Origin of the sequence: Mesorhizobium mediterraneum (assembly GCF_002284565.1) — a bacterium.
Taxonomy (GTDB): Bacteria; Pseudomonadota; Alphaproteobacteria; order Rhizobiales; family Rhizobiaceae; genus Mesorhizobium; species Mesorhizobium mediterraneum.
Window position 1 is genome coordinate 102,086 of sequence record NZ_NPKI01000018.1, and the last position, 16,378, is coordinate 118,463.

At 62.0% G+C, this 16,378-nt stretch carries 20 protein-coding genes; 9 read left to right on the forward strand and 11 right to left on the reverse strand.

What is annotated here, in order from left to right:
* Positions 1-265: 265 nt before the first annotated feature.
* Positions 266-1,453 carry a glycine C-acetyltransferase gene (locus tag CIT25_RS16905; protein WP_095485679.1) on the forward strand — a complete coding sequence of 396 codons (1,188 nt, stop codon included), beginning with the start codon at positions 266-268 and terminating at the stop codon, positions 1,451-1,453.
* 52 nt (positions 1,454-1,505) lie between these two features.
* Positions 1,506-2,540, forward strand: a complete 1,035-nt coding sequence (gene tdh / locus CIT25_RS16910) for an L-threonine 3-dehydrogenase (protein WP_095485680.1) — start codon at positions 1,506-1,508, stop codon at positions 2,538-2,540.
* Positions 2,541-2,602: 62 nt separating this feature from the next.
* On the opposite strand, the gene CIT25_RS16915 is transcribed toward tdh, so the two are convergent.
* Together CIT25_RS16915 and CIT25_RS16920 are read right to left on the reverse strand one after the other, a co-directional pair.
* Positions 2,603-3,280, reverse strand: coding sequence for a suppressor of fused domain protein (locus tag CIT25_RS16915; protein ID WP_245329881.1), 678 nt, complete (start codon positions 3,278-3,280; stop codon positions 2,603-2,605).
* Complete coding sequence (locus CIT25_RS16920) at positions 3,264-3,740, reverse strand: MarR family winged helix-turn-helix transcriptional regulator (protein ID WP_167391068.1); 477 nt, start codon at positions 3,738-3,740, stop codon at positions 3,264-3,266. The genes CIT25_RS16915 and CIT25_RS16920 overlap by 17 nt, the downstream gene beginning before the upstream one ends.
* Positions 3,741-3,884: 144 nt before the next feature.
* Between CIT25_RS16920 and hmgA the strand changes: the two genes are divergently transcribed.
* Genes hmgA through CIT25_RS16945 form a run of 5 tightly spaced genes read left to right on the forward strand, consistent with a single transcriptional unit; the run spans position 3,885 to position 7,943 of the window.
* Complete coding sequence (gene hmgA / locus CIT25_RS16925; protein ID WP_095485683.1) at positions 3,885-5,198, forward strand: homogentisate 1,2-dioxygenase; 1,314 nt, start codon at positions 3,885-3,887, stop codon at positions 5,196-5,198.
* A complete protein-coding gene (locus CIT25_RS16930) occupies positions 5,195-6,091 on the forward strand; it encodes an MBL fold metallo-hydrolase (protein ID WP_095485684.1) in 897 nt (298 codons plus the stop codon). Before hmgA ends, CIT25_RS16930 begins: the two co-directional genes overlap by 4 nt.
* Entirely contained in the window at positions 6,088-7,101 is a 1,014-nt protein-coding gene (locus CIT25_RS16935) for a fumarylacetoacetate hydrolase family protein (protein ID WP_095485685.1), read from the forward strand. Before CIT25_RS16930 ends, CIT25_RS16935 begins: the two co-directional genes overlap by 4 nt.
* A gap of 4 nt (positions 7,102-7,105) precedes the next feature.
* A complete protein-coding gene (locus CIT25_RS16940; protein WP_095485686.1) occupies positions 7,106-7,399 on the forward strand; it encodes a hypothetical protein in 294 nt (97 codons plus the stop codon).
* 4 nt (positions 7,400-7,403) lie between these two features.
* Positions 7,404-7,943 carry a DinB family protein gene (locus tag CIT25_RS16945; RefSeq protein WP_095485687.1) on the forward strand — a complete coding sequence of 180 codons (540 nt, stop codon included), beginning with the start codon at positions 7,404-7,406 and terminating at the stop codon, positions 7,941-7,943.
* Here CIT25_RS16945 and CIT25_RS16950 read toward each other — a convergent pair whose 3' ends face one another.
* The 3 genes from CIT25_RS16950 to hppD form a co-directional block, all read right to left on the reverse strand.
* Positions 7,944-8,318: a type II toxin-antitoxin system VapC family toxin gene (locus CIT25_RS16950; RefSeq protein WP_095485688.1), complete on the reverse strand. Its 375-nt coding sequence runs from the start codon at positions 8,316-8,318 to the stop codon at positions 7,944-7,946.
* Positions 8,315-8,542, reverse strand: coding sequence for a type II toxin-antitoxin system Phd/YefM family antitoxin (locus tag CIT25_RS16955; protein ID WP_095485689.1), 228 nt, complete (start codon positions 8,540-8,542; stop codon positions 8,315-8,317). The genes CIT25_RS16950 and CIT25_RS16955 overlap by 4 nt, the downstream gene beginning before the upstream one ends.
* A gap of 70 nt (positions 8,543-8,612) precedes the next feature.
* Positions 8,613-9,728 (reverse strand): 4-hydroxyphenylpyruvate dioxygenase, encoded by a 1,116-nt coding sequence (gene hppD, locus CIT25_RS16960; RefSeq protein ID WP_095485836.1) that lies wholly within the window; start codon positions 9,726-9,728, stop codon positions 8,613-8,615.
* Positions 9,729-9,870: 142 nt separating this feature from the next.
* On the opposite strand from hppD, the gene CIT25_RS16965 reads away from it, so the two are divergent.
* Complete coding sequence (locus CIT25_RS16965; protein ID WP_095485837.1) at positions 9,871-10,338, forward strand: Lrp/AsnC family transcriptional regulator; 468 nt, start codon at positions 9,871-9,873, stop codon at positions 10,336-10,338.
* On the opposite strand, the gene CIT25_RS16970 is transcribed toward CIT25_RS16965, so the two are convergent.
* The 4 genes from CIT25_RS16970 to aztA form a co-directional block, all read right to left on the reverse strand.
* Positions 10,335-10,673 (reverse strand): protein tyrosine phosphatase family protein, encoded by a 339-nt coding sequence (locus tag CIT25_RS16970; protein WP_095485690.1) that lies wholly within the window; start codon positions 10,671-10,673, stop codon positions 10,335-10,337. The two genes, CIT25_RS16965 and CIT25_RS16970, sit on opposite strands and share 4 nt — an antisense overlap.
* A gap of 234 nt (positions 10,674-10,907) precedes the next feature.
* Positions 10,908-11,828 carry a zinc ABC transporter substrate-binding protein AztC gene (aztC, locus tag CIT25_RS16975; protein WP_095485691.1) on the reverse strand — a complete coding sequence of 307 codons (921 nt, stop codon included), beginning with the start codon at positions 11,826-11,828 and terminating at the stop codon, positions 10,908-10,910.
* A gap of 22 nt (positions 11,829-11,850) precedes the next feature.
* Positions 11,851-12,726 (reverse strand): zinc ABC transporter permease AztB, encoded by an 876-nt coding sequence (gene aztB, locus CIT25_RS16980; protein WP_095485692.1) that lies wholly within the window; start codon positions 12,724-12,726, stop codon positions 11,851-11,853.
* On the reverse strand, positions 12,726-13,544 hold the full coding sequence (gene aztA / locus CIT25_RS16985) for a zinc ABC transporter ATP-binding protein AztA (RefSeq protein WP_095485693.1): 819 nt from the start codon (positions 13,542-13,544) through the stop codon (positions 12,726-12,728). Before aztA ends, aztB begins: the two co-directional genes overlap by 1 nt.
* A 216-nt stretch (positions 13,545-13,760) precedes the next feature.
* On the opposite strand from aztA, the gene CIT25_RS16990 reads away from it, so the two are divergent.
* Positions 13,761-14,105, forward strand: coding sequence for a RidA family protein (locus CIT25_RS16990; protein ID WP_095485694.1), 345 nt, complete (start codon positions 13,761-13,763; stop codon positions 14,103-14,105).
* Between the two features lie 164 nt (positions 14,106-14,269).
* Here the strand turns inward: CIT25_RS16990 and hutC are convergent, their stop codons facing one another.
* Together hutC and CIT25_RS17000 are read right to left on the reverse strand one after the other, a co-directional pair.
* Positions 14,270-15,016, reverse strand: a complete 747-nt coding sequence (gene hutC, locus CIT25_RS16995; RefSeq protein WP_095485695.1) for a histidine utilization transcriptional repressor HutC — start codon at positions 15,014-15,016, stop codon at positions 14,270-14,272.
* Complete coding sequence (locus tag CIT25_RS17000) at positions 15,013-16,365, reverse strand: formimidoylglutamate deiminase (RefSeq protein WP_095485838.1); 1,353 nt, start codon at positions 16,363-16,365, stop codon at positions 15,013-15,015. Before CIT25_RS17000 ends, hutC begins: the two co-directional genes overlap by 4 nt.
* Between the last annotated feature and the right edge of the window lie 13 nt (positions 16,366-16,378).

Sequence of the window (16,378 nt, forward strand, 5' to 3'; positions counted from 1 at the left end):
TCCCTCTCGCCGACAGATTTTTGGGTGCGAGAACCATTGGCTTGAAAATGTTAACAGCTTTGGAAGTCGACAGAGCGGCGATAGCGGTAGCGGTGGAAAGCTCGCGAAATGGTTATCGCGTTCTTTCGCGCCGCACACGCATTTGAGCATCCGCCGTTGGCGGCATTCTGGCCACTGGCCGTCGCGTCACCGAAACGGTCGCTTTTGCGGTGGATTTTTCGCCCGCGTGGGGCGACAGTCCATTCAATCTCAACAGGGCCTGGTCATGAGCGCGGCATTCCTCTCCCATATCGATAGCGAGCTTCAAGGGCTGAAATCTGCCGGCCTCTACAAATCCGAGCGGGTGATCACCTCGACGCAGTCGGCCGAGATCGAGGTGGGCGGCGAGAAGGTGCTGAATTTCTGCGCCAACAACTATCTCGGCCTCGCCGATAGTGCCGAATTGCGCGATGCGGCCAAGCAGGCACTCGACCGCTATGGTTATGGCATGGCGTCGGTGCGTTTCATCTGCGGCACGCAGGAAGAGCACAAGCAGCTCGAGGCGACGATTTCTGGCTTCCTCGGCATGGAGGACACGATCCTCTACGGCTCCTGCTTCGATGCCAATGGCGGCTTGTTCGAGACGCTGCTCGGCGAGGAGGATGCGGTCATCTCCGACGCGCTGAACCACGCCTCGATCATCGACGGCGTGCGGCTGTCAAAGGCGAAGCGCTTCCGCTACGCCAACAACGACATGGCCGATCTGGAATCGCGGCTGAAGGAGGCAATGGATTGCCGTTTTCGGCTGATCGCCACCGACGGTGTATTTTCCATGGACGGCATCATCGCCAATCTAAAGGGCGTTTGCGATCTCGCCGAGAAATACGACGCGATGGTGATGGTCGACGACAGCCATGCGGTCGGCTTCGTCGGCAAGAACGGCCGCGGCTCGGCCGAGCATTGCGGCGTCGAGGGCAGGGTGGACATCATCACCGGCACGCTCGGCAAGGCATTGGGCGGCGCATCTGGCGGCTACACATCGGGCAAGAGCCAAGTGGTCGACTGGCTGCGCCAGCGCTCGCGGCCCTATCTGTTTTCCAACACGCTGATGCCGGCGATCGCAGGCGCCTCGATCCGGGTTTTCGAACTGATCGGCAATGGCGACGCGCTGCGTCAGCGCCTCTATGCCAATGCGGCGCGCTTCCGGTCTGAAATGGGTAAGCTCGGCTTCACGTTGGCAGGCGCCGACCATCCAATCATCCCCGTCATGCTGGGCGATGCGACACTGGCGCAAGAAATGGCGGCGCGCATGCTGAAGCGCGGCATCTATGTCATCGGCTTCTCGTTTCCGGTGGTGCCGAAGGGCCAGGCGCGCATCCGCACGCAAATGTCGGCCGCCCATTCCAGCGCCGACATCGACCGCGCGGTCGAGGCGTTCGGCGCGGTCGGGCGCGAACTCGGTGTGATTTCCTGAACGGCCGGAACTGAAAAGCGATTCCGGATCAAGAGATTCAAGGGACAAAAGAATGTCGAACATGATGAAGGCGCTGGTCAAGGCCAAGGCCGAGCCGGGCATCTGGATGGAAGAGGTGCCGGTGCCGGAAATCGGCCCGAACGACGTTCTGATCAAAATCAAGAAGACCGCGATCTGCGGCACCGACGTCCACATCTACAATTGGGACCAGTGGGCGCAAAAGACCGTGCCGGTGCCGATGGTGACCGGTCACGAATTCGTCGGCACGGTCGCCGACTTCGGCGCGGCGGTGACCGAGTACAAGGTCGGCCAGCGCGTTTCGGGTGAAGGCCACATCGTCTGCGGCCATTGCCGCAACTGCCGGGCGGGCAGGGGGCATCTGTGCCGCAACACACTCGGCGTCGGTGTCAACCGGCCGGGCGCCTTCGGCGAGTATCTGGCAATCCCTCAGCACAATGTCGTGCCGATCCCCGACGACGTGCCCGACGAGATCGCCGCGATCTTCGATCCGCTCGGCAATGCGGTTCACACCGCATTGTCCTTCGATCTCGTAGGCGAGGACGTTCTGGTCACCGGCGCCGGGCCGATCGGTATTATGGGTGCGCTGGTGGCGCAGTGCGTCGGCGCGCGAAAAGTGGTCATCACCGACCTCAACCCGGTGCGGCTGGCGCTGGCGAAAAAGCTCGGCGTCCAGCATGTGGTCGACGCATCGAAGGAAAAGCTGCGCGACATCATGCCAGCTCTCGGCATGACCGAAGGTTTTGACGTCGGCCTCGAAATGTCGGGTGCGGCGCCCGCCTTCCGCGACATGATCGACACCATGAACAATGGTGGCAAGATCGCCATTTTGGGCATTGCGTCGACCGGCTTCGAGATCGACTGGAACAAGGTCATCTTCAAGATGCTGCATCTCAAGGGCATCTATGGCCGCGAGATGTTCGAGACCTGGTACAAGATGATTGCGCTGGTGCAGGGTCCGCTCGACGTCAGCGGGTTGATCACCCACCGCATCGGCATCGACGACTTCCAGACCGGGTTCGATGCGATGCGCAGCGGCAATTCGGGCAAGGTGGTGATGGACTGGTAGGCCAGCCATCTTCCGTCACCTGAATCGGGCGAAAAGCCTGAGGTTCCCCCGGTCATGCGTTCCTACACGCAGGATTTCCGTTCCGGTTTGAAGACATGTGGATAATCGTGCTCGTCGAGGATATCGAGGAACGCGTCCAATCCCTTTGTCTTGATGAAGTCCAACTCCATGCCGGAGATCAAATGGACGCAAAGGATCGCGACGTCATCGTTGTCGATGGTGAGCCCCTCCGCAATACGCTTGTCCGGCGCAATGATGGGCGTCAAGAACAGGAAAGTTCTGAATTCCGATCCCGACACAGGCGGCCATGGCATCGCAATGCGGTGGCCAAAGCCCAACCATGTATCGTCTATGAAGGGATACTCTGCCAGCCACCTTAGATTGCTCAGGATGTTCGTTTCAGGCTCGCGAACGTACCACATCAACTCAGCCCGTCGCTTGATGTCCTCGCCAGCGTTTGAAGGGACAGCCAAGCGCCGATCGCTCATGCCATTGGTCAGGAGTACAAAGCCGCCGCCCGCAGGATCGATGAGCGAGAAGTCTCGGCGAAACGCGAGAATCTCGACGCTGTCAGGCCCGTTGCCCGGGAAGATACGGTCGGGCTCACCAAGCTCTTCGATGTAGACCGATCGCCTGTGCAGGTTGTTGGAGCCACCGGATGCGGGCGGTTCACCGGCGAGAGATATCTTCGGAAGCCGAGCCATCTTCCATCCGCTCCTAATCTCAGTTTTTTCGTTCAATGTGATTAGCACCAACTTCGGCTTGTCCCAACCGGGCCTCCAGCGCCGCCACACCGCTAATAATCGCTGTCCGTTCCTCAGCGCTTAGCCTCGCCAGCAACTCCCGTTCGAACGCCTTCGCCAGCGGCACCATCTCGCGATAGGCGGCCAGCCCCGCTTTCGTCAGCGTCAAATGCTCGACGCGACGGTCGTTCTCGTCCGCTGTTCGCACCAGCCAGCGTCGCCGTTCAAGTTCTGCGACGGCGCGCGAAACCTTGGTCTTGTGCATGGCCGACTGCTCGCCAAGCTCCGTAGCGGTCATCGTGCCGTGCTGCCCGAGCCCGGCCAACGTGCGCCACTCCGGGCGCGTGAGGCCGTGACGGTCCTTGTAGACTCGCGAGAATTCGCGGCTGACGGCATCGGCGAGACGATAGAGCCGGTAGGGCAGGAAGCTTTCGAGTTCCAGGGTTTCCGGTTCCATGTTCGGCGTCCGCGCAGCATGCATTGCTGGTTGATGGTTACATTTTCAATGGTTACAAATGAAACCAGTTTGGTCAATCCAGAGCTGCCGCGTCCTCGTGGACGCGCAGAGGCCGCTCTGGCACTGTGGATTCGGGAGGAAACCATGGCCTTTTCCTACATGCCGGGGTTCGGCAACGACTTCGAAACCGAAACCCTGCCAGGTTCGCTGCCGCAAGGGCGGAATTCGCCGCAGCGACCGGCCTACGGCCTTTATGCCGAGCAATTGTCCGGCTCGCCCTTCACCGCTCCGCGCGGCACCAATGAGCGTTCCTGGCTCTATCGCATCAGGCCGAGCGTCAGGCACACCGGCCGCTTCAAGCCGGCGAGTTATCCGCTGTGGAAGAGCGCGCCCAATCTCGGCGATCACGAGCTGGCGCTTGGTCAATATCGCTGGAATCCGGTGCCAATGCCGAAGGAGCCGACCGACTTCATCGCCGGCATGCGCTCGATCACCACCGCCGGCGACGTGCTCGGCCAGACCGGCATGGCCGCCCATGTCTATGTTGCCAACCGTTCGATGGTCGACGATCATTTCTTCAACGCCGATGGTGAGTTGCTGGTCGTGCCGCAGATCGGCAGCCTACGCCTCGTTACCGAGATGGGCGTCATCGAATTGCGACCGGGCGAGATCGCGGTGCTGCCGCGCGGCCTCGTGTTCAAGGTCGAACTGGTCGATGAAACAGTGCGCGGCTATGTCTGCGAGAATTACGGCGCCAAGCTGACGCTGCCGGATCGTGGCCCGATCGGCGCCAATTGCCTGGCCAATCCGCGCGATTTCAAGACGCCTTGCGCCTGGTTCGAGGAGAAGGAAACGCCCTGCCGGCTGATCGTGAAATGGTGCGGGCAGTTTCATGTCACCGAACTCGATCATTCGCCGCTGGATGTGGTGGCGTGGCACGGCAATTATTCGCCCTATAAGTATGATCTTGCAACGTTTTCGCCGGTCGGCGCGATCCTGTTCGACCATCCCGATCCGTCGATCTTCACGGTGCTGACCGCGCCGAGCGGCGAGGAGGGCACCGCCAACATCGACTTCGTCATCTTCCCGCCGCGCTGGCTGGTGGCCGAAAACACGTTCCGCCCGCCTTGGTACCACCGCAACATCATGAGCGAGTTCATGGGCCTGATCCATGGCCAGTACGACGCCAAGGAGGAGGGGTTCGTTCCCGGCGGCATCAGCCTGCACAATCTGATGCTGGCCCACGGGCCTGACGCATCTGGCTTCGAAAAGGCCTCGCGCGCCGAGCTGAAACCGGTCAAGCTCGACAACACCATGGCCTTCATGTTCGAGACGCGATTCCCGCAGATGCTGACCCGCTACGCCGCCGAGGTTGAAACCCGGCAGGACAACTACATCGACTGCTGGGCCGATCTGAAGAAGCGCTTCAACGGCACGCCCGAGGGCGACTGGTCTTGAGCGCTGATCCAACGCGGCTGGTGCTGCTGGGCTCGAAAGGCGGCCCGGCGCTCCGGCCGGGCGGGCCGTGGCCGAGTTCATCGCTGCTGGAGATCGGCGGCCGCACCATCGTCGTCGATTGCGGGCTTGGCGTGACGCGTGGGCTGGCCGACGCCGGCACCAGCCTGAAGACGCTGGATCTGATCTTCATCACGCATCTGCATTCCGACCATGTGCTGGAACTCGGTCCGCTGATCCACACCGCCTGGACGGCGGGTCTGGCGACACCGGTCACTGTGTTCGGCCCGCCCGGCACCGGCCATTACTGGCAGCGCTTTTGCCAGGCGATGGAATTCGACATCGAGATACGCATCGCCGACGAAGGCCGGCCGGATATTCTCGACATGGTTTCGATCGTCGAGTTCGGCGAAGGCCGGGTGATGGAGGAGCGCGGCCTGAAGGTTTCAGCGCTGCGCGTCGACCACCCGCCGGTGACCGACTGCTTTGCGCTGCGTTTCGAGCATGCCGGACAATGCGTCGTGTTCTCCGCCGATACGGCATTCTTTCCGCCATTGGCCGATTTTGCCAAAGGCGCCGCCATCCTCGTCCATGAAGCAATGCTGGAAGAAGGCATCGAGCGGCTCGTCGCGAAAACCGGCAACGGCGCGCGGCTCAGAGAACATCTGCTCGCCAGTCACAGTTTTGCCGGGGAGGCGGGGCGCATCGCGACCAACGCCGGGGTCGGGCGACTGGTGCTCAACCACCTCATTCCGGCCGACGATCCCGAGATCGACGAGGCCGACTGGATCGCCGCCGTCAGGAAAACATGGGCGGGTGACTTGACGATCGCCCGCGACGGCCTTGTTGTGGCGTTAGGCGGCACCAAAGCCGCATCAGGAGAGGAAACCGCATGAAGCTTGCCACATTGAAGGACGGGTCGCGCGATGGGAAACTCGTCGTCGTCTCGCGCGACCTGACGCGGTTCACCGACGCCTCGTTTCTGGTGCCGACGCTGCAGGCGGCACTCGACGACTGGAGCCGGATCGCGCCGCATCTGGCCGCCATGGCGGAATCGCTGGAGAACAATGCGGTGCCGTCAGCGCGCTTTCACGAGCATGACGCCCATTCGCCGCTGCCGCGCGCCTATCAATGGGCAGATGGCTCGGCCTATGTGAATCATGTCGAGTTGGTGCGGAAGGCGCGTGGCGCCGAGATGCCGGCAAGCTTCTGGACCGATCCGCTGATCTATCAGGGTGGTTCCGACAGTTTCATAGCGCCACGTGATCCGATCCGGGCGACCGACGAGGCTTTTGGCGTCGACATGGAAGGGGAGATCGCCGTCATCGTCGATGATGTCCCGATTGGAGCAAGCCTGGATGAGACGCGGGCGGCGATCCGGCTGGTCATGCTGGTCAATGACGTCACGCTGCGCTCCCTAACTGCGCCAGAGCTAGCCAAGGGCTTCGGCTTCTTCCAATCAAAGCCGTCCTCGGCTTTTTCGCCCGTCGCGGTCACGCCGGACGAACTGGGCGAGGCCTGGGATGGCGGCAAGGTCAGCCTGCCGCTGCTGGTCGATCTCAACAGCAAGCCGTTTGGCCGGGCGAACGCCGGCGTGGACATGACCTTCGATTTTCCGGCGCTGATCGCGCATGCCGCGAAAACCCGGCCGCTGGCCGCCGGCACGATCATCGGTTCGGGCACGGTCTCCAACAAGCTCGACAGCGGCCCGGGCAAGCCTGTCTCGGTAAGGGGCGCCGGCTATTCCTGCATTGCCGAGTTGCGTATGATCGAGACCATCGAGGCTGGCGCGCCGAAAACGCCATTCCTTCGCTTTGGCGACACTGTGCGCATCGAGATGAAGGACAAGGCCGGCCATTCGATCTTCGGCGCGATCGAGCAGAAGGTCGAGAAATACGAGAGCTAGGACAATGACAGGCACGTCTTTCTATATGCTGTGCGGTGTCTGGGCCCCGGTCATGCTGGCGATCTTCATCCACGCGATCCGGCTGAGCTATCGCATCGAGGCGCGCTCCCCCGACCTGACCAACCGCAGCGGCTTTCCGCGCAACGCGATGATGTTCCACACCGTCACCAACATGAACGTCGCGCGGGATCAGGAGACGCAAGCCATGCGGCGGCGCATGAACCGGCTGCTGCTGATCGTTCTCGCCGGATTTGCGCTTCTCTGGGCGGGCGTGTCCTTGGTCCAGTCAGTGGAGTGAAGTCATGGACTTGCTGAACCATTTCCGCCGCATGGCAGCCAACAATCTCTGGTCGAACGACCGGCTTTATCGCGCCGTGCTGCAACTCAAACCAGGCGAATTCGAAGCCGAGCGCACCAGCTTCTTCCCATCGATCAAGGCAACGCTCAACCACATTCTGGCGGTCGATCATCTCTATCTCGATTTTCTCGAGGAGGGCGGCGTGGGTGCCGCCGCCCATGACGATTTCGTGCCCTTCGACCGAGCGCAGGCGCTGTTTGCCGCCCAAGTTGTGGCCGACCGGCGGCTGATGGCCTTTTGCGACCGTCTATCGGCCGACGATCTCGAGCGGCGCGTCATCACCGACCGGCGCGAGGACGGAAAAATACCGGAGCGCATCGGCGATCTGCTCGCCCACCTCTTCATCCACGATATCCATCATCGCGGCCAGGTGCATGCCATGCTGTCCGGCACGTCGGTGAAGCCGCCGCAGCTCGACGAGTTCTTCCTCGACTATGATCTGAAGCTGAGGAGAGCGGAGGTCGAGCGGTTGAACCTGGAATGATCAAACCAACGCAACGTCATAGGCTGAAAAATGCCGATCCGCAGTGACCAACGTCAGGCCTTCAATTTGAGCCTGTGCGATGAGCAGACGGTCGAAAGGATCGCGGTGATGGAGCGGCAAATGCTCAAGCCTCGCCGCGTGTAGTTCATTCACACTGAGGATCGGAATGCCGTTCGATCGCAAGATTTCCACTATGTTGCCTGTCAGCGTGACTTTGCCGAGCGATTTCTTGATGGCGATCTCTGCTACCGAGACGGCGCTGACGACCACATCCTCGCCCGCAAGAAAGATGTCGCGATGGTGGTCCGAAAGGCGTGAGTCTGCGTTGAGTACCCAAAGCAGAATATGAGTATCCACCAGATATTGGTGGCTCATTTAGTGTACTCGTCCCATTCGGGACCGAGTTCATCAAAATCATCCGATATTCGAATTTGGCCTTTCAGGGCCCCAAAAAGGCCCTTGCTCCCGCCAGCCCGGGCGGGCGCGCTCAAGGTCGCCACCACCTCTCCATGTCGCGTCAGATGGATCTCTTCGCCGGCCTGGGCGCGTTTCACCAACTCGGAGAGTTGGGCCTTTGCTTTTGCCATCGGAACATTCATGATCAGACCTCTTATGACCAGAATTTAGGTCATAACTGGTCAAACCACAAGGCACCCTCGGCCGAACTGGCTACGCCGCCTTGCCGTCCACCTTCAGCACACCGCGCTTGATCTGGTCCTGCTCGATCGATTCGAACAAAGCGCGGAAATTGCCTTCGCCAAAACCTTCGTCGCCCTTCCTCTGGATGAATTCGAAGAAGATCGGGCCGATCACGGTTTTTGAAAAGATCTGCAGCAGGATCTTGGTCGTGCCGCCATCGACCACGCCTTCGCCATCGATCAGGATGCCGTGCTTTTTCATGCGCTCGATCGGCTCGTCATGGCCGTGCACGCGGGCATGGGACATATCATAATAGGTTTCCGGCGGACCGGGCATGAATTTTAGCCCGTTGGCGGCCAGCCTGTCGGTGGCGCCGTAAATCTCGTCCGTGCCGACGGCGATGTGCTGGATGCCTTCGCCATTATACTTCTTCAGATATTCGGCGATCTGGCTGGTCTCGTCCTTGGATTCGTTGAGCGGGATGCGGATCTTGCCGCAGGGCGAGGTGATGGCGCGGCTGACCAGCCCGGTGATCTTGCCGTCGATGTCGAAGAAATGGATCTGCTTGAAGCCGAACAGGTCGCGGTAGAAGTCCCACCATTTGTCCATGTTGCCGCGATAGACATTGTGGGTGAGGTGGTCGAGATAATAGAAGCCGACGCCTTCCGGCTTCGGGTCGCGCGCGCCCAGCCAGTTGAACTCGGCATCATAGGCCGAGCCCTTCTCGCCATAGACCTCGATGAAATAGAGCAGCGAGCCGCCGATGCCGACGATTGCCGGCACGTCGAGCGCCTTGTCGGTGCCCTCATAGGGGGTGGCGCCTTTGGCAATGGCGTGGTCGAACGCATGCTTGGCATCGACCACTCGCCAGGCCATCGAGGCCGCGCAGGGGCCGTGCTTGTCGGCGAACTTCATTGCATGCGAGCCGGACTCGGCATTGACGACATAGTTGATGTCGCCTTGTCGCCAGACGGTGATGTCCTTGGTGCGGTGCTTGGCCACCGGCACATAACCCATGCGGGTAAAAAGCTCGGCGAGCTTTTCCGGCTCGGAATGCGCGAACTCGACGAATTCGAAGCCGTCCGTTCCGGCGGGGTTGGCCTTGCTGATCTTTGCGGGCGGCGCATCGTGCGGGAAGGGACCCATGGCATTGTCCTCCAAAAAGCTTGGCGTGGCCGGAAAGGCCATTTCGGCGCTATTATAGCGCGGAGCAGCTGCATGGTGCTTGCATTCAAACGCTTGAAATGATCAGATTATGCGGGAATTGTGCATGATCGAAGGAAACTTTATGGATGACGCGCGCGTTGATCAGTTTGACCGCAAGATAATGGCTCTACTGCAGAGCGACGCGCGGCTGACCAACAACGATCTATCGGAACGGGTGAACCTGTCGGCGTCGCAATGTTCGCGCCGCCGCCAGAGGCTGGAGGAGGACGGCTATATCAGGGGCTACAGGGCTGTGCTCGACCGCGACAAGCTCGGCTTCTCGCTGGTCAACGTCATCTCGGTGACGCTTGCCACCCACAACCGCGACAATGCACAGCGGTTCGGCGAATTGGTGGCGCGGCTGCCGGAGGTGCAGGAGGCGCACGCGCTGACCGGCGAGATGGACTACATCCTGAAAGTGGTGACGCCGGACCTGAAGTCGCTGTCGGAATTCGTCAACGGCGTGCTTCTGCCGCACGAATCCGTGCAGCATGTGAAGACGGCGATCGTGCTCGAAACGCTGAAGGAAACCGGCGCGCTGCCGATTTAACCCTTCGATTGCTGGATCAGCCCATAAAGGTTGGTGCAGCGTGCGCCGGAACGGCAATAGGCGAAGATCGGGCCTTCGAGTTCGTCGAGCGCCTCGGCTTGATCCTCGACATTCTCATGCGTGATCTGGCCGCTGATGACCGGGATGTAGCGGAAAGCGAGCCCGGCGGCTTCGACCGCCGCCTTGACACTGTCCGCCGAAGGCTGGCCGGGCTGCTCGTCATCAGGTCTGTTGCAGATGACGCTCTTGAAGCCGGCGGCCTTGATGGCGACGACTTCTTCGGGTTGGATCTGGCCGGAGACCGAATAGTCCTCGCTGATCTGACGATATTCCATGATGGCGTCCTCGCAATGTTCGATGCCTGCTGGCCAGGGGCGGAGTCTTGCCGCTCCCAGGCCTGGGCGGCAATCCGCGCAGAAAGAAATCCCTCTGCGCAGATAGACATTCTCATGCGGGAAATCCAGCCGGGCTACCTACGGCGCCGTGCGTCCTTTGGATGCGCAAAGGACGCTGTAGCACTTTGTTGCCCGCACGTGCGCAAGCCCCACCGAGCGAACGGCGTCGACCGCTCAGCTTCCGAGGATCGCGCCTTTGATCTGGGCGATGTTGTTGTGCATCAGGTCGATATAGGTCGAGGCCGGGCCGTCGGGTTGCGACAGCGCGTCCGAATAGAGCGTGCCGCCAACCTTGATGCCGGTCTCGCTGGCGATCTGCTCGATCAGCCGCGCGTTGGTGATGTTCTCGATGAAGACCGCCGCCGCCTTGTCCTGCTTCACCTGGCTGACCAGCTTGGCGACGTCGGCAGCGGAAGGCTCCGACTCGGTCGACACCCCTTCGGGGGCCAGGAAGGTGAGGCCATAGGCCTTCTCGAAATAGCCGAAGGCGTCATGCGAGGTGATGACGACGCGTTTCTCTTCCGGTATGGACTGGATTGCCGCTTTCACTTCGCCTTCGACCGCATCAAGCTTCGCTGTGTATGCGGCGGCATTGACCTTGTAGCTGTCGCAACCCTCAGCGTCGACCGTGCAGAAGGCATCGGCGATGTTTTTCACATAGATCTTGGCATTGGCGATCGACTGGAAGGCATGTGGATCGGTGTCTGCACCTTCAGCGGCGTCGGCATCGGCGAATTCGGGTTTGAAGTTGATCGGCGTGACGTCCTTGGTCAGAACGGCGATTGTCGCCTTGGTGGCGCTGGCGTCGACCAGGCGCTGCAGAAAGCCTTCGAAATGCAGGCCGTTGACCAGCACCACGTCCGCCCCAGCCATTGCCACCGCGTCCGCCGGGCTCGGCTCGTAGACATGGGCATCGCCATCCGGCCCGACGATGGTGGTCAGATTGATGCGGTCGCCGCCGACATTTTTGACGAAATCGGCGATGATGGTGAAGCTGGCGACCACTTTCAATGGCTCCGCGAGAGCCGCCGATGCACCAAAGGCGGTTAATGTTATAACGCTCATTGCCAAAGCGGCGCGGATCGATTTCAGCATGGACGGATCTCCTTTGTTGGGATCAGGCGGTTCTGTGGCGGTGATGGATGATACGGGCGCGCAGGATGCCGCGCGTGCCGAACAGGATCGAGGCGAAATAGACGACGCCTGCAGACAGGATGATCGCCGGGCCGGAAGGCAGCGACACGTGATAGGACAGAAGCAGGCCGGCGACGCAGGAGGCAAAGCCGATCAGCACCGCCAGCGCGCACATCGGCTCGACGCGCATGGTCCAGAAGCGGGCGGCGGCTGCAGGCAGCATCATCAGCCCGACCGACAGCAAAGTGCCGAGCGCCTGGAAGCCGCCGACAAGGTTGAGCACGACGAGGCCGAGGAAGATGAAATGCACCGGGCTGCCCAGCCGGCTGACTGAGCGCAGGAACAGTGGATCGAGGCATTCGGCGACCAGTGCCCGCCAGAAGATGGCGAGGCTGACCAGCGTGACCACGACGATGCCGCCGATCAGTGTCAGCGCTTCATTGTTGAGTGCCAGAACGGTTCCGAACAGCACATGCATGAGATCGACGCTGGAGCCGCGGATCGACACCATCAGCACGCCGATAGCCAGAGAAATCAGGTAGAAGGCCGCCATCGAGGCGTCCTCGCGCTGGATGGTGAAGCGCGAGACGGCGCCGGCGCCGAGTGCGACGATGATGCCGGCGATCAGGCCGCCGATGGTCATCGGCAGGATCTCCAGACCATAGAACAGGAAACCGGCCGCAGCGCCCGGCAGGATAGCGTGGGCCATGGCGTCGCCGGAAAGGCTCATGCGCCGCAGCATCAGGAACACGCCGACCGGGCAGGCGCCCAGCGACAGCATCAGCGATCCGACAAGCGCCCGCTGCATGAAGGCGAAATCGGCGAACGGAGCGATGAGAAGACCGTAGAGCGTGTCCATCATGCCGCCCTCGGCCCGGAACCGTGATTATGATCGTGCTGATGGTCGTGCCCAGGGTCATGAGCGTGATCACCGTGCTCATGGTTGTCGGGCTCGCACCAGGGCGCGTTCTCCTCCCAGGCTTCGTGGAAGCGGCGCGCGCGCAACAGGTTTTCCGGCCGCAGCGTTTCCTTGGTCTCGCCCCAGGCGATCGGCTGGCGTGCCAGCAGCAGCGTCTCGGGGAAATTCTGCCGCACCAGATCCAGATCGTGGACGACGACCATGATGGTGCGCTCCTCGCCATGCCAGCGCTTGATCATCGCGATCAGATCGCCGACCGTCTTGGTGTCGACGGCGTTGAACGGCTCGTCCAGCAGGATGAGGTCGGCATCCTGCAGCAGAACGCGGGCAAATAGCGTGCGCTGCAGCTGGCCGCCCGACAGCGTGTCGATCGGGCGCTTCTCGAAGCCGCCGAGGCCGACGGCCATCAGCGCCTGGCTGACCGAATCGTGATCTTCCTTGGTATGACGGCCGAGCAGCCCGCGCCGTGGCCACAGCCCGAGCGAAACCAGGTCGACAACCCTGGCCGGAAACGAGCGGTCGAGCTCCGACTGCTGCGGCAGATAGGCGGCGCGCACGCCGGGCTCGCGGACAACCGTGCCGGCCATCGGCTTCAACACGCCGACGATACCCTTCATCAGGGTCGACTTACCCGAGCCATTGGCGCCGACGACGGCGGTCAGCGATCCCCGGCGGATCGTGCCGTCGAGATGATGGATCGCCGGATGGCTGTTGTAGCCCAGCGTCAGGTCGCGGAAGGTCAGGCAGGTTTTGGTCATGTGACGATCCGTGGGGGCACGACTGGTACGGCGGCGGCGATTGGATATGTGATGTTATTACATTAGTCAACAAGTCAATCGGGCGGAATTGCGGCGACCGAGGCAATTTGCCCTGTGCTCTTTGGCGGTTGGCTCAAGAGGATTCGCTCGTGCAACCTTGCCCCCGGCGAACCGCGACTCTAAAGAGGCGCGACCCACAAAGGAAGGAAACGTCCCATGAGCATTCGTCGCATCGATGTAGGTCCGCGCATGAGCCAGATCGTCATCCACGGCAACACCGTCTATCTGGCCGGTCAGGTCGGCCAGCCGGGCGGAAACGTCGGCGCCCAGACACGTGACATTCTGGCGGCCATCGACGAATTGCTGGCCAAGGCCGGCACCGACAAGACCAAGATCCTGCAGGCGATCATCTGGCTGGCCGACATGAGCACCTTCGCCGAGATGAACGCGGAATGGGACAAGTGGGTGCCGCAGGGCCACACCCCGGCCCGCGCTACCGGCGAGGCCAAGCTTGCCGGACCGGAATATCTGGTCGAGATCATTGTTACCGCTGCGATTTGAGGCAGAGCGCTTTACCCTCCCCCTTGAGGAGAGGGTCGGCGAGTAGTCGGAGCGAAGCGTAGATTGCGAGACGGGTGGGGTCGGTGGGTTGCACCGACCCCACCCCGCGTCACAAAGTGCCGCCATGCGGCATTTGCTCCGCGACCCTCCCCTCGAGGGGGAAGCTAGCCCTGCGAGGGCGTGAACCGTGCGACCAGCGCGTGGCTCTCGGCCGCATAGGTGAACCGGACATGGGTGACCGGGTGCTCGGCGCTCCATGTCCGTCGCTCGACCACCAGGCACGGCGCACCGGGCTCGATGTCGAGCGCGGCCGCAATGTGCCTGTCGGCGGCGACTGCGCGAATGCGGTGCTCGGCGGCACTCCACGGCACGCGGGCAATCAGCCACGGCCCGGGCGCGATGGCATGAAATTCCTCGTCGGCGGCCTCGGCCACGGCGGCCAGGTTGATCAGCCGCTGTTCGTGGGCAAACGGCCGTTTGCCGGCGAAATGCCGGCATTCCAGCGCGAGCACCGGCCCGTTGGAGTCAAGTTCCAGCAAGGCGCGATCCTCCGCGCTGCTGCGCCTTTTATGTCGCGCCACACGCTCGTAGCGATAGGGCAGGCCGAGCGCCTCGACCTCGATCCTGATATCGTGGATTTCCAGTACCGCGGCTTGTGACTGCGGCCGCCGGACAAAGCTGCCGGAGCGGCGACGGCGCTCGATCAGCCCGGCCTTGGCAAGCTGCGACAGCGCCTTGTTGACCGTCATGCGCGAACATTTGTACTCGGCCGTCAGCTCGTGCTCGAACGGAATGCGGTGGCCGGGCGCCCAGGCGCCGGACAGGATCCGTTCGCTGATGTCGGACAGGATGCGCTGATGCAGCGAGACAGACTCGCCGACGTCCACATCCACTGCCTCGATTGTGCTCATGCCGAAAGCGCCGTCATCACCTTGCGAAAACGCTCGGCAATGGCATCGCGCCTTGCATGCCTGCCGCCGCTGACCAGTTTCTTGCCATGCACCCAGGCGCAATCGACCTTGGCGCCGTTGGCGAAGATCCAGGCGTCGAGCAGCGCATCGCCCGTCTTGCCGGCCAGCGAAGGGTGCTTGCCATCGAGCGAGACGAAATCGGCTGAGGCACCAGCGGCGATCCGCGAGGGGCCAGCACCAAGGGCGGCACTGCCGCCGTCGAGCGCTGCATCGAACAGCGCGCGGCCGGTCGAGCCGCCGGCGACCGCAAGCACATTGCGGGCGTGATGGGCGAGGCGCTGCGAGTATTCAAGCTGTCGCAATTCGTCCGGCAGGCCGATCAGCACGTTGGAATCGGAGCCGATGCCGAAGCGGCCGCCATGTCGTTTGAATAAGGGTGCAGCAAAGGTGCCATCGCCGAGATTGGCCTCGGTGATTGGGCAGAGACCGGCGATTGCCCCGCTTTTCGCCATGCCAATCGTTTCCACATCGGTCATGTGGGTGGCATGGATCAGGCACCAGCGCTCATCGACCTTGGCGTTGGCGAGCAGCCATTCGACCGGTCGCGCCCCCGACCAGGCAAGGCAGTCCTCGACCTCCTTCACTTGCTCGGCGATATGGATGTGGATCGGTCCGCCGGGCACCATTGCCGCGATGTTTTCCAATTCTTCCGGTGTCACGGCGCGCAGACTGTGTGGTGCGACGCCAACGACGCCTTGATTCAAGGCGCGAACGGATTCGCGGCATTTCTCAACAAGCCGCGAGAACCGATTCACATCGTTGATGAATCGCCGCTGGCCTTCATTCGGCGTAGCGCCGCCGAAAGAGGAATGCGCATAGAACACCGGCAGCAGCGTCAGCCCAATGCCGGTGTCAGCAGCAGCGGAAGTGATGCGTTCGGCCATTTCGGCGATGTTGGCATAGGGCTGGCCGTCACGATCGTGGTGGAGATAGTGAAACTCGCCGACGCGCGAAAAGCCGGCCTCCAGCATCTCGACATAGAGCTGCGCGGCGACCGCCTCGACCTGATCCGGCGTCATCGACAGCGCGAAACGATACATCACCTCGCGCCAGCTCCAGAAACTGTCGGCTGAAGGGCCACGCAGCTCGGCAAGGCCGGCCATGCCGCGCTGAAAGGCGTGGCTATGCAGGTTCGGCATGCCTGGCAGCAGGATGGCATGGCGTTCGTCGCCGGGCCGAGATGTGGTGTTCGGCTCGACCGTGGCGATGCGGCCATCACTGACGATGATCCGGGCATTGGAATGCCAGCCGTCGGGCAGAAGCACCTGTTCTGCAAAGATCGCCGTCACGTTTTTCTCCAAA

Coding starts and splice junctions, on each gene's coding strand:
- tdh (WP_095485680.1), top strand. CDS start 1,506: ATGTCGAACATGATGAAGGCGCTGGTCAAGGCCAAGGCCGAGCCGGGC.
- aztA (WP_095485693.1), bottom strand. CDS start 13,544: ATGACCAAAACCTGCCTGACCTTCCGCGACCTGACGCTGGGCTACAAC.
- aztC (WP_095485691.1), bottom strand. CDS start 11,828: ATGCTGAAATCGATCCGCGCCGCTTTGGCAATGAGCGTTATAACATTA.
- CIT25_RS16920 (WP_167391068.1), bottom strand. CDS start 3,740: ATGGAACCGGAAACCCTGGAACTCGAAAGCTTCCTGCCCTACCGGCTC.
- hmgA (WP_095485683.1), top strand. CDS start 3,885: ATGGCCTTTTCCTACATGCCGGGGTTCGGCAACGACTTCGAAACCGAA.
- CIT25_RS16950 (WP_095485688.1), bottom strand. CDS start 8,318: ATGAGCCACCAATATCTGGTGGATACTCATATTCTGCTTTGGGTACTC.
- CIT25_RS16935 (WP_095485685.1), top strand. CDS start 6,088: ATGAAGCTTGCCACATTGAAGGACGGGTCGCGCGATGGGAAACTCGTC.
- CIT25_RS16970 (WP_095485690.1), bottom strand. CDS start 10,673: ATGGAATATCGTCAGATCAGCGAGGACTATTCGGTCTCCGGCCAGATC.
- CIT25_RS16940 (WP_095485686.1), top strand. CDS start 7,106: ATGACAGGCACGTCTTTCTATATGCTGTGCGGTGTCTGGGCCCCGGTC.
- CIT25_RS16945 (WP_095485687.1), top strand. CDS start 7,404: ATGGACTTGCTGAACCATTTCCGCCGCATGGCAGCCAACAATCTCTGG.
- CIT25_RS16905 (WP_095485679.1), top strand. CDS start 266: ATGAGCGCGGCATTCCTCTCCCATATCGATAGCGAGCTTCAAGGGCTG.
- aztB (WP_095485692.1), bottom strand. CDS start 12,726: ATGGACACGCTCTACGGTCTTCTCATCGCTCCGTTCGCCGATTTCGCC.
- CIT25_RS16955 (WP_095485689.1), bottom strand. CDS start 8,542: ATGAATGTTCCGATGGCAAAAGCAAAGGCCCAACTCTCCGAGTTGGTG.
- hppD (WP_095485836.1), bottom strand. CDS start 9,728: ATGGGTCCCTTCCCGCACGATGCGCCGCCCGCAAAGATCAGCAAGGCC.
- CIT25_RS16990 (WP_095485694.1), top strand. CDS start 13,761: ATGAGCATTCGTCGCATCGATGTAGGTCCGCGCATGAGCCAGATCGTC.
- hutC (WP_095485695.1), bottom strand. CDS start 15,016: ATGAGCACAATCGAGGCAGTGGATGTGGACGTCGGCGAGTCTGTCTCG.
- CIT25_RS16965 (WP_095485837.1), top strand. CDS start 9,871: ATGGATGACGCGCGCGTTGATCAGTTTGACCGCAAGATAATGGCTCTA.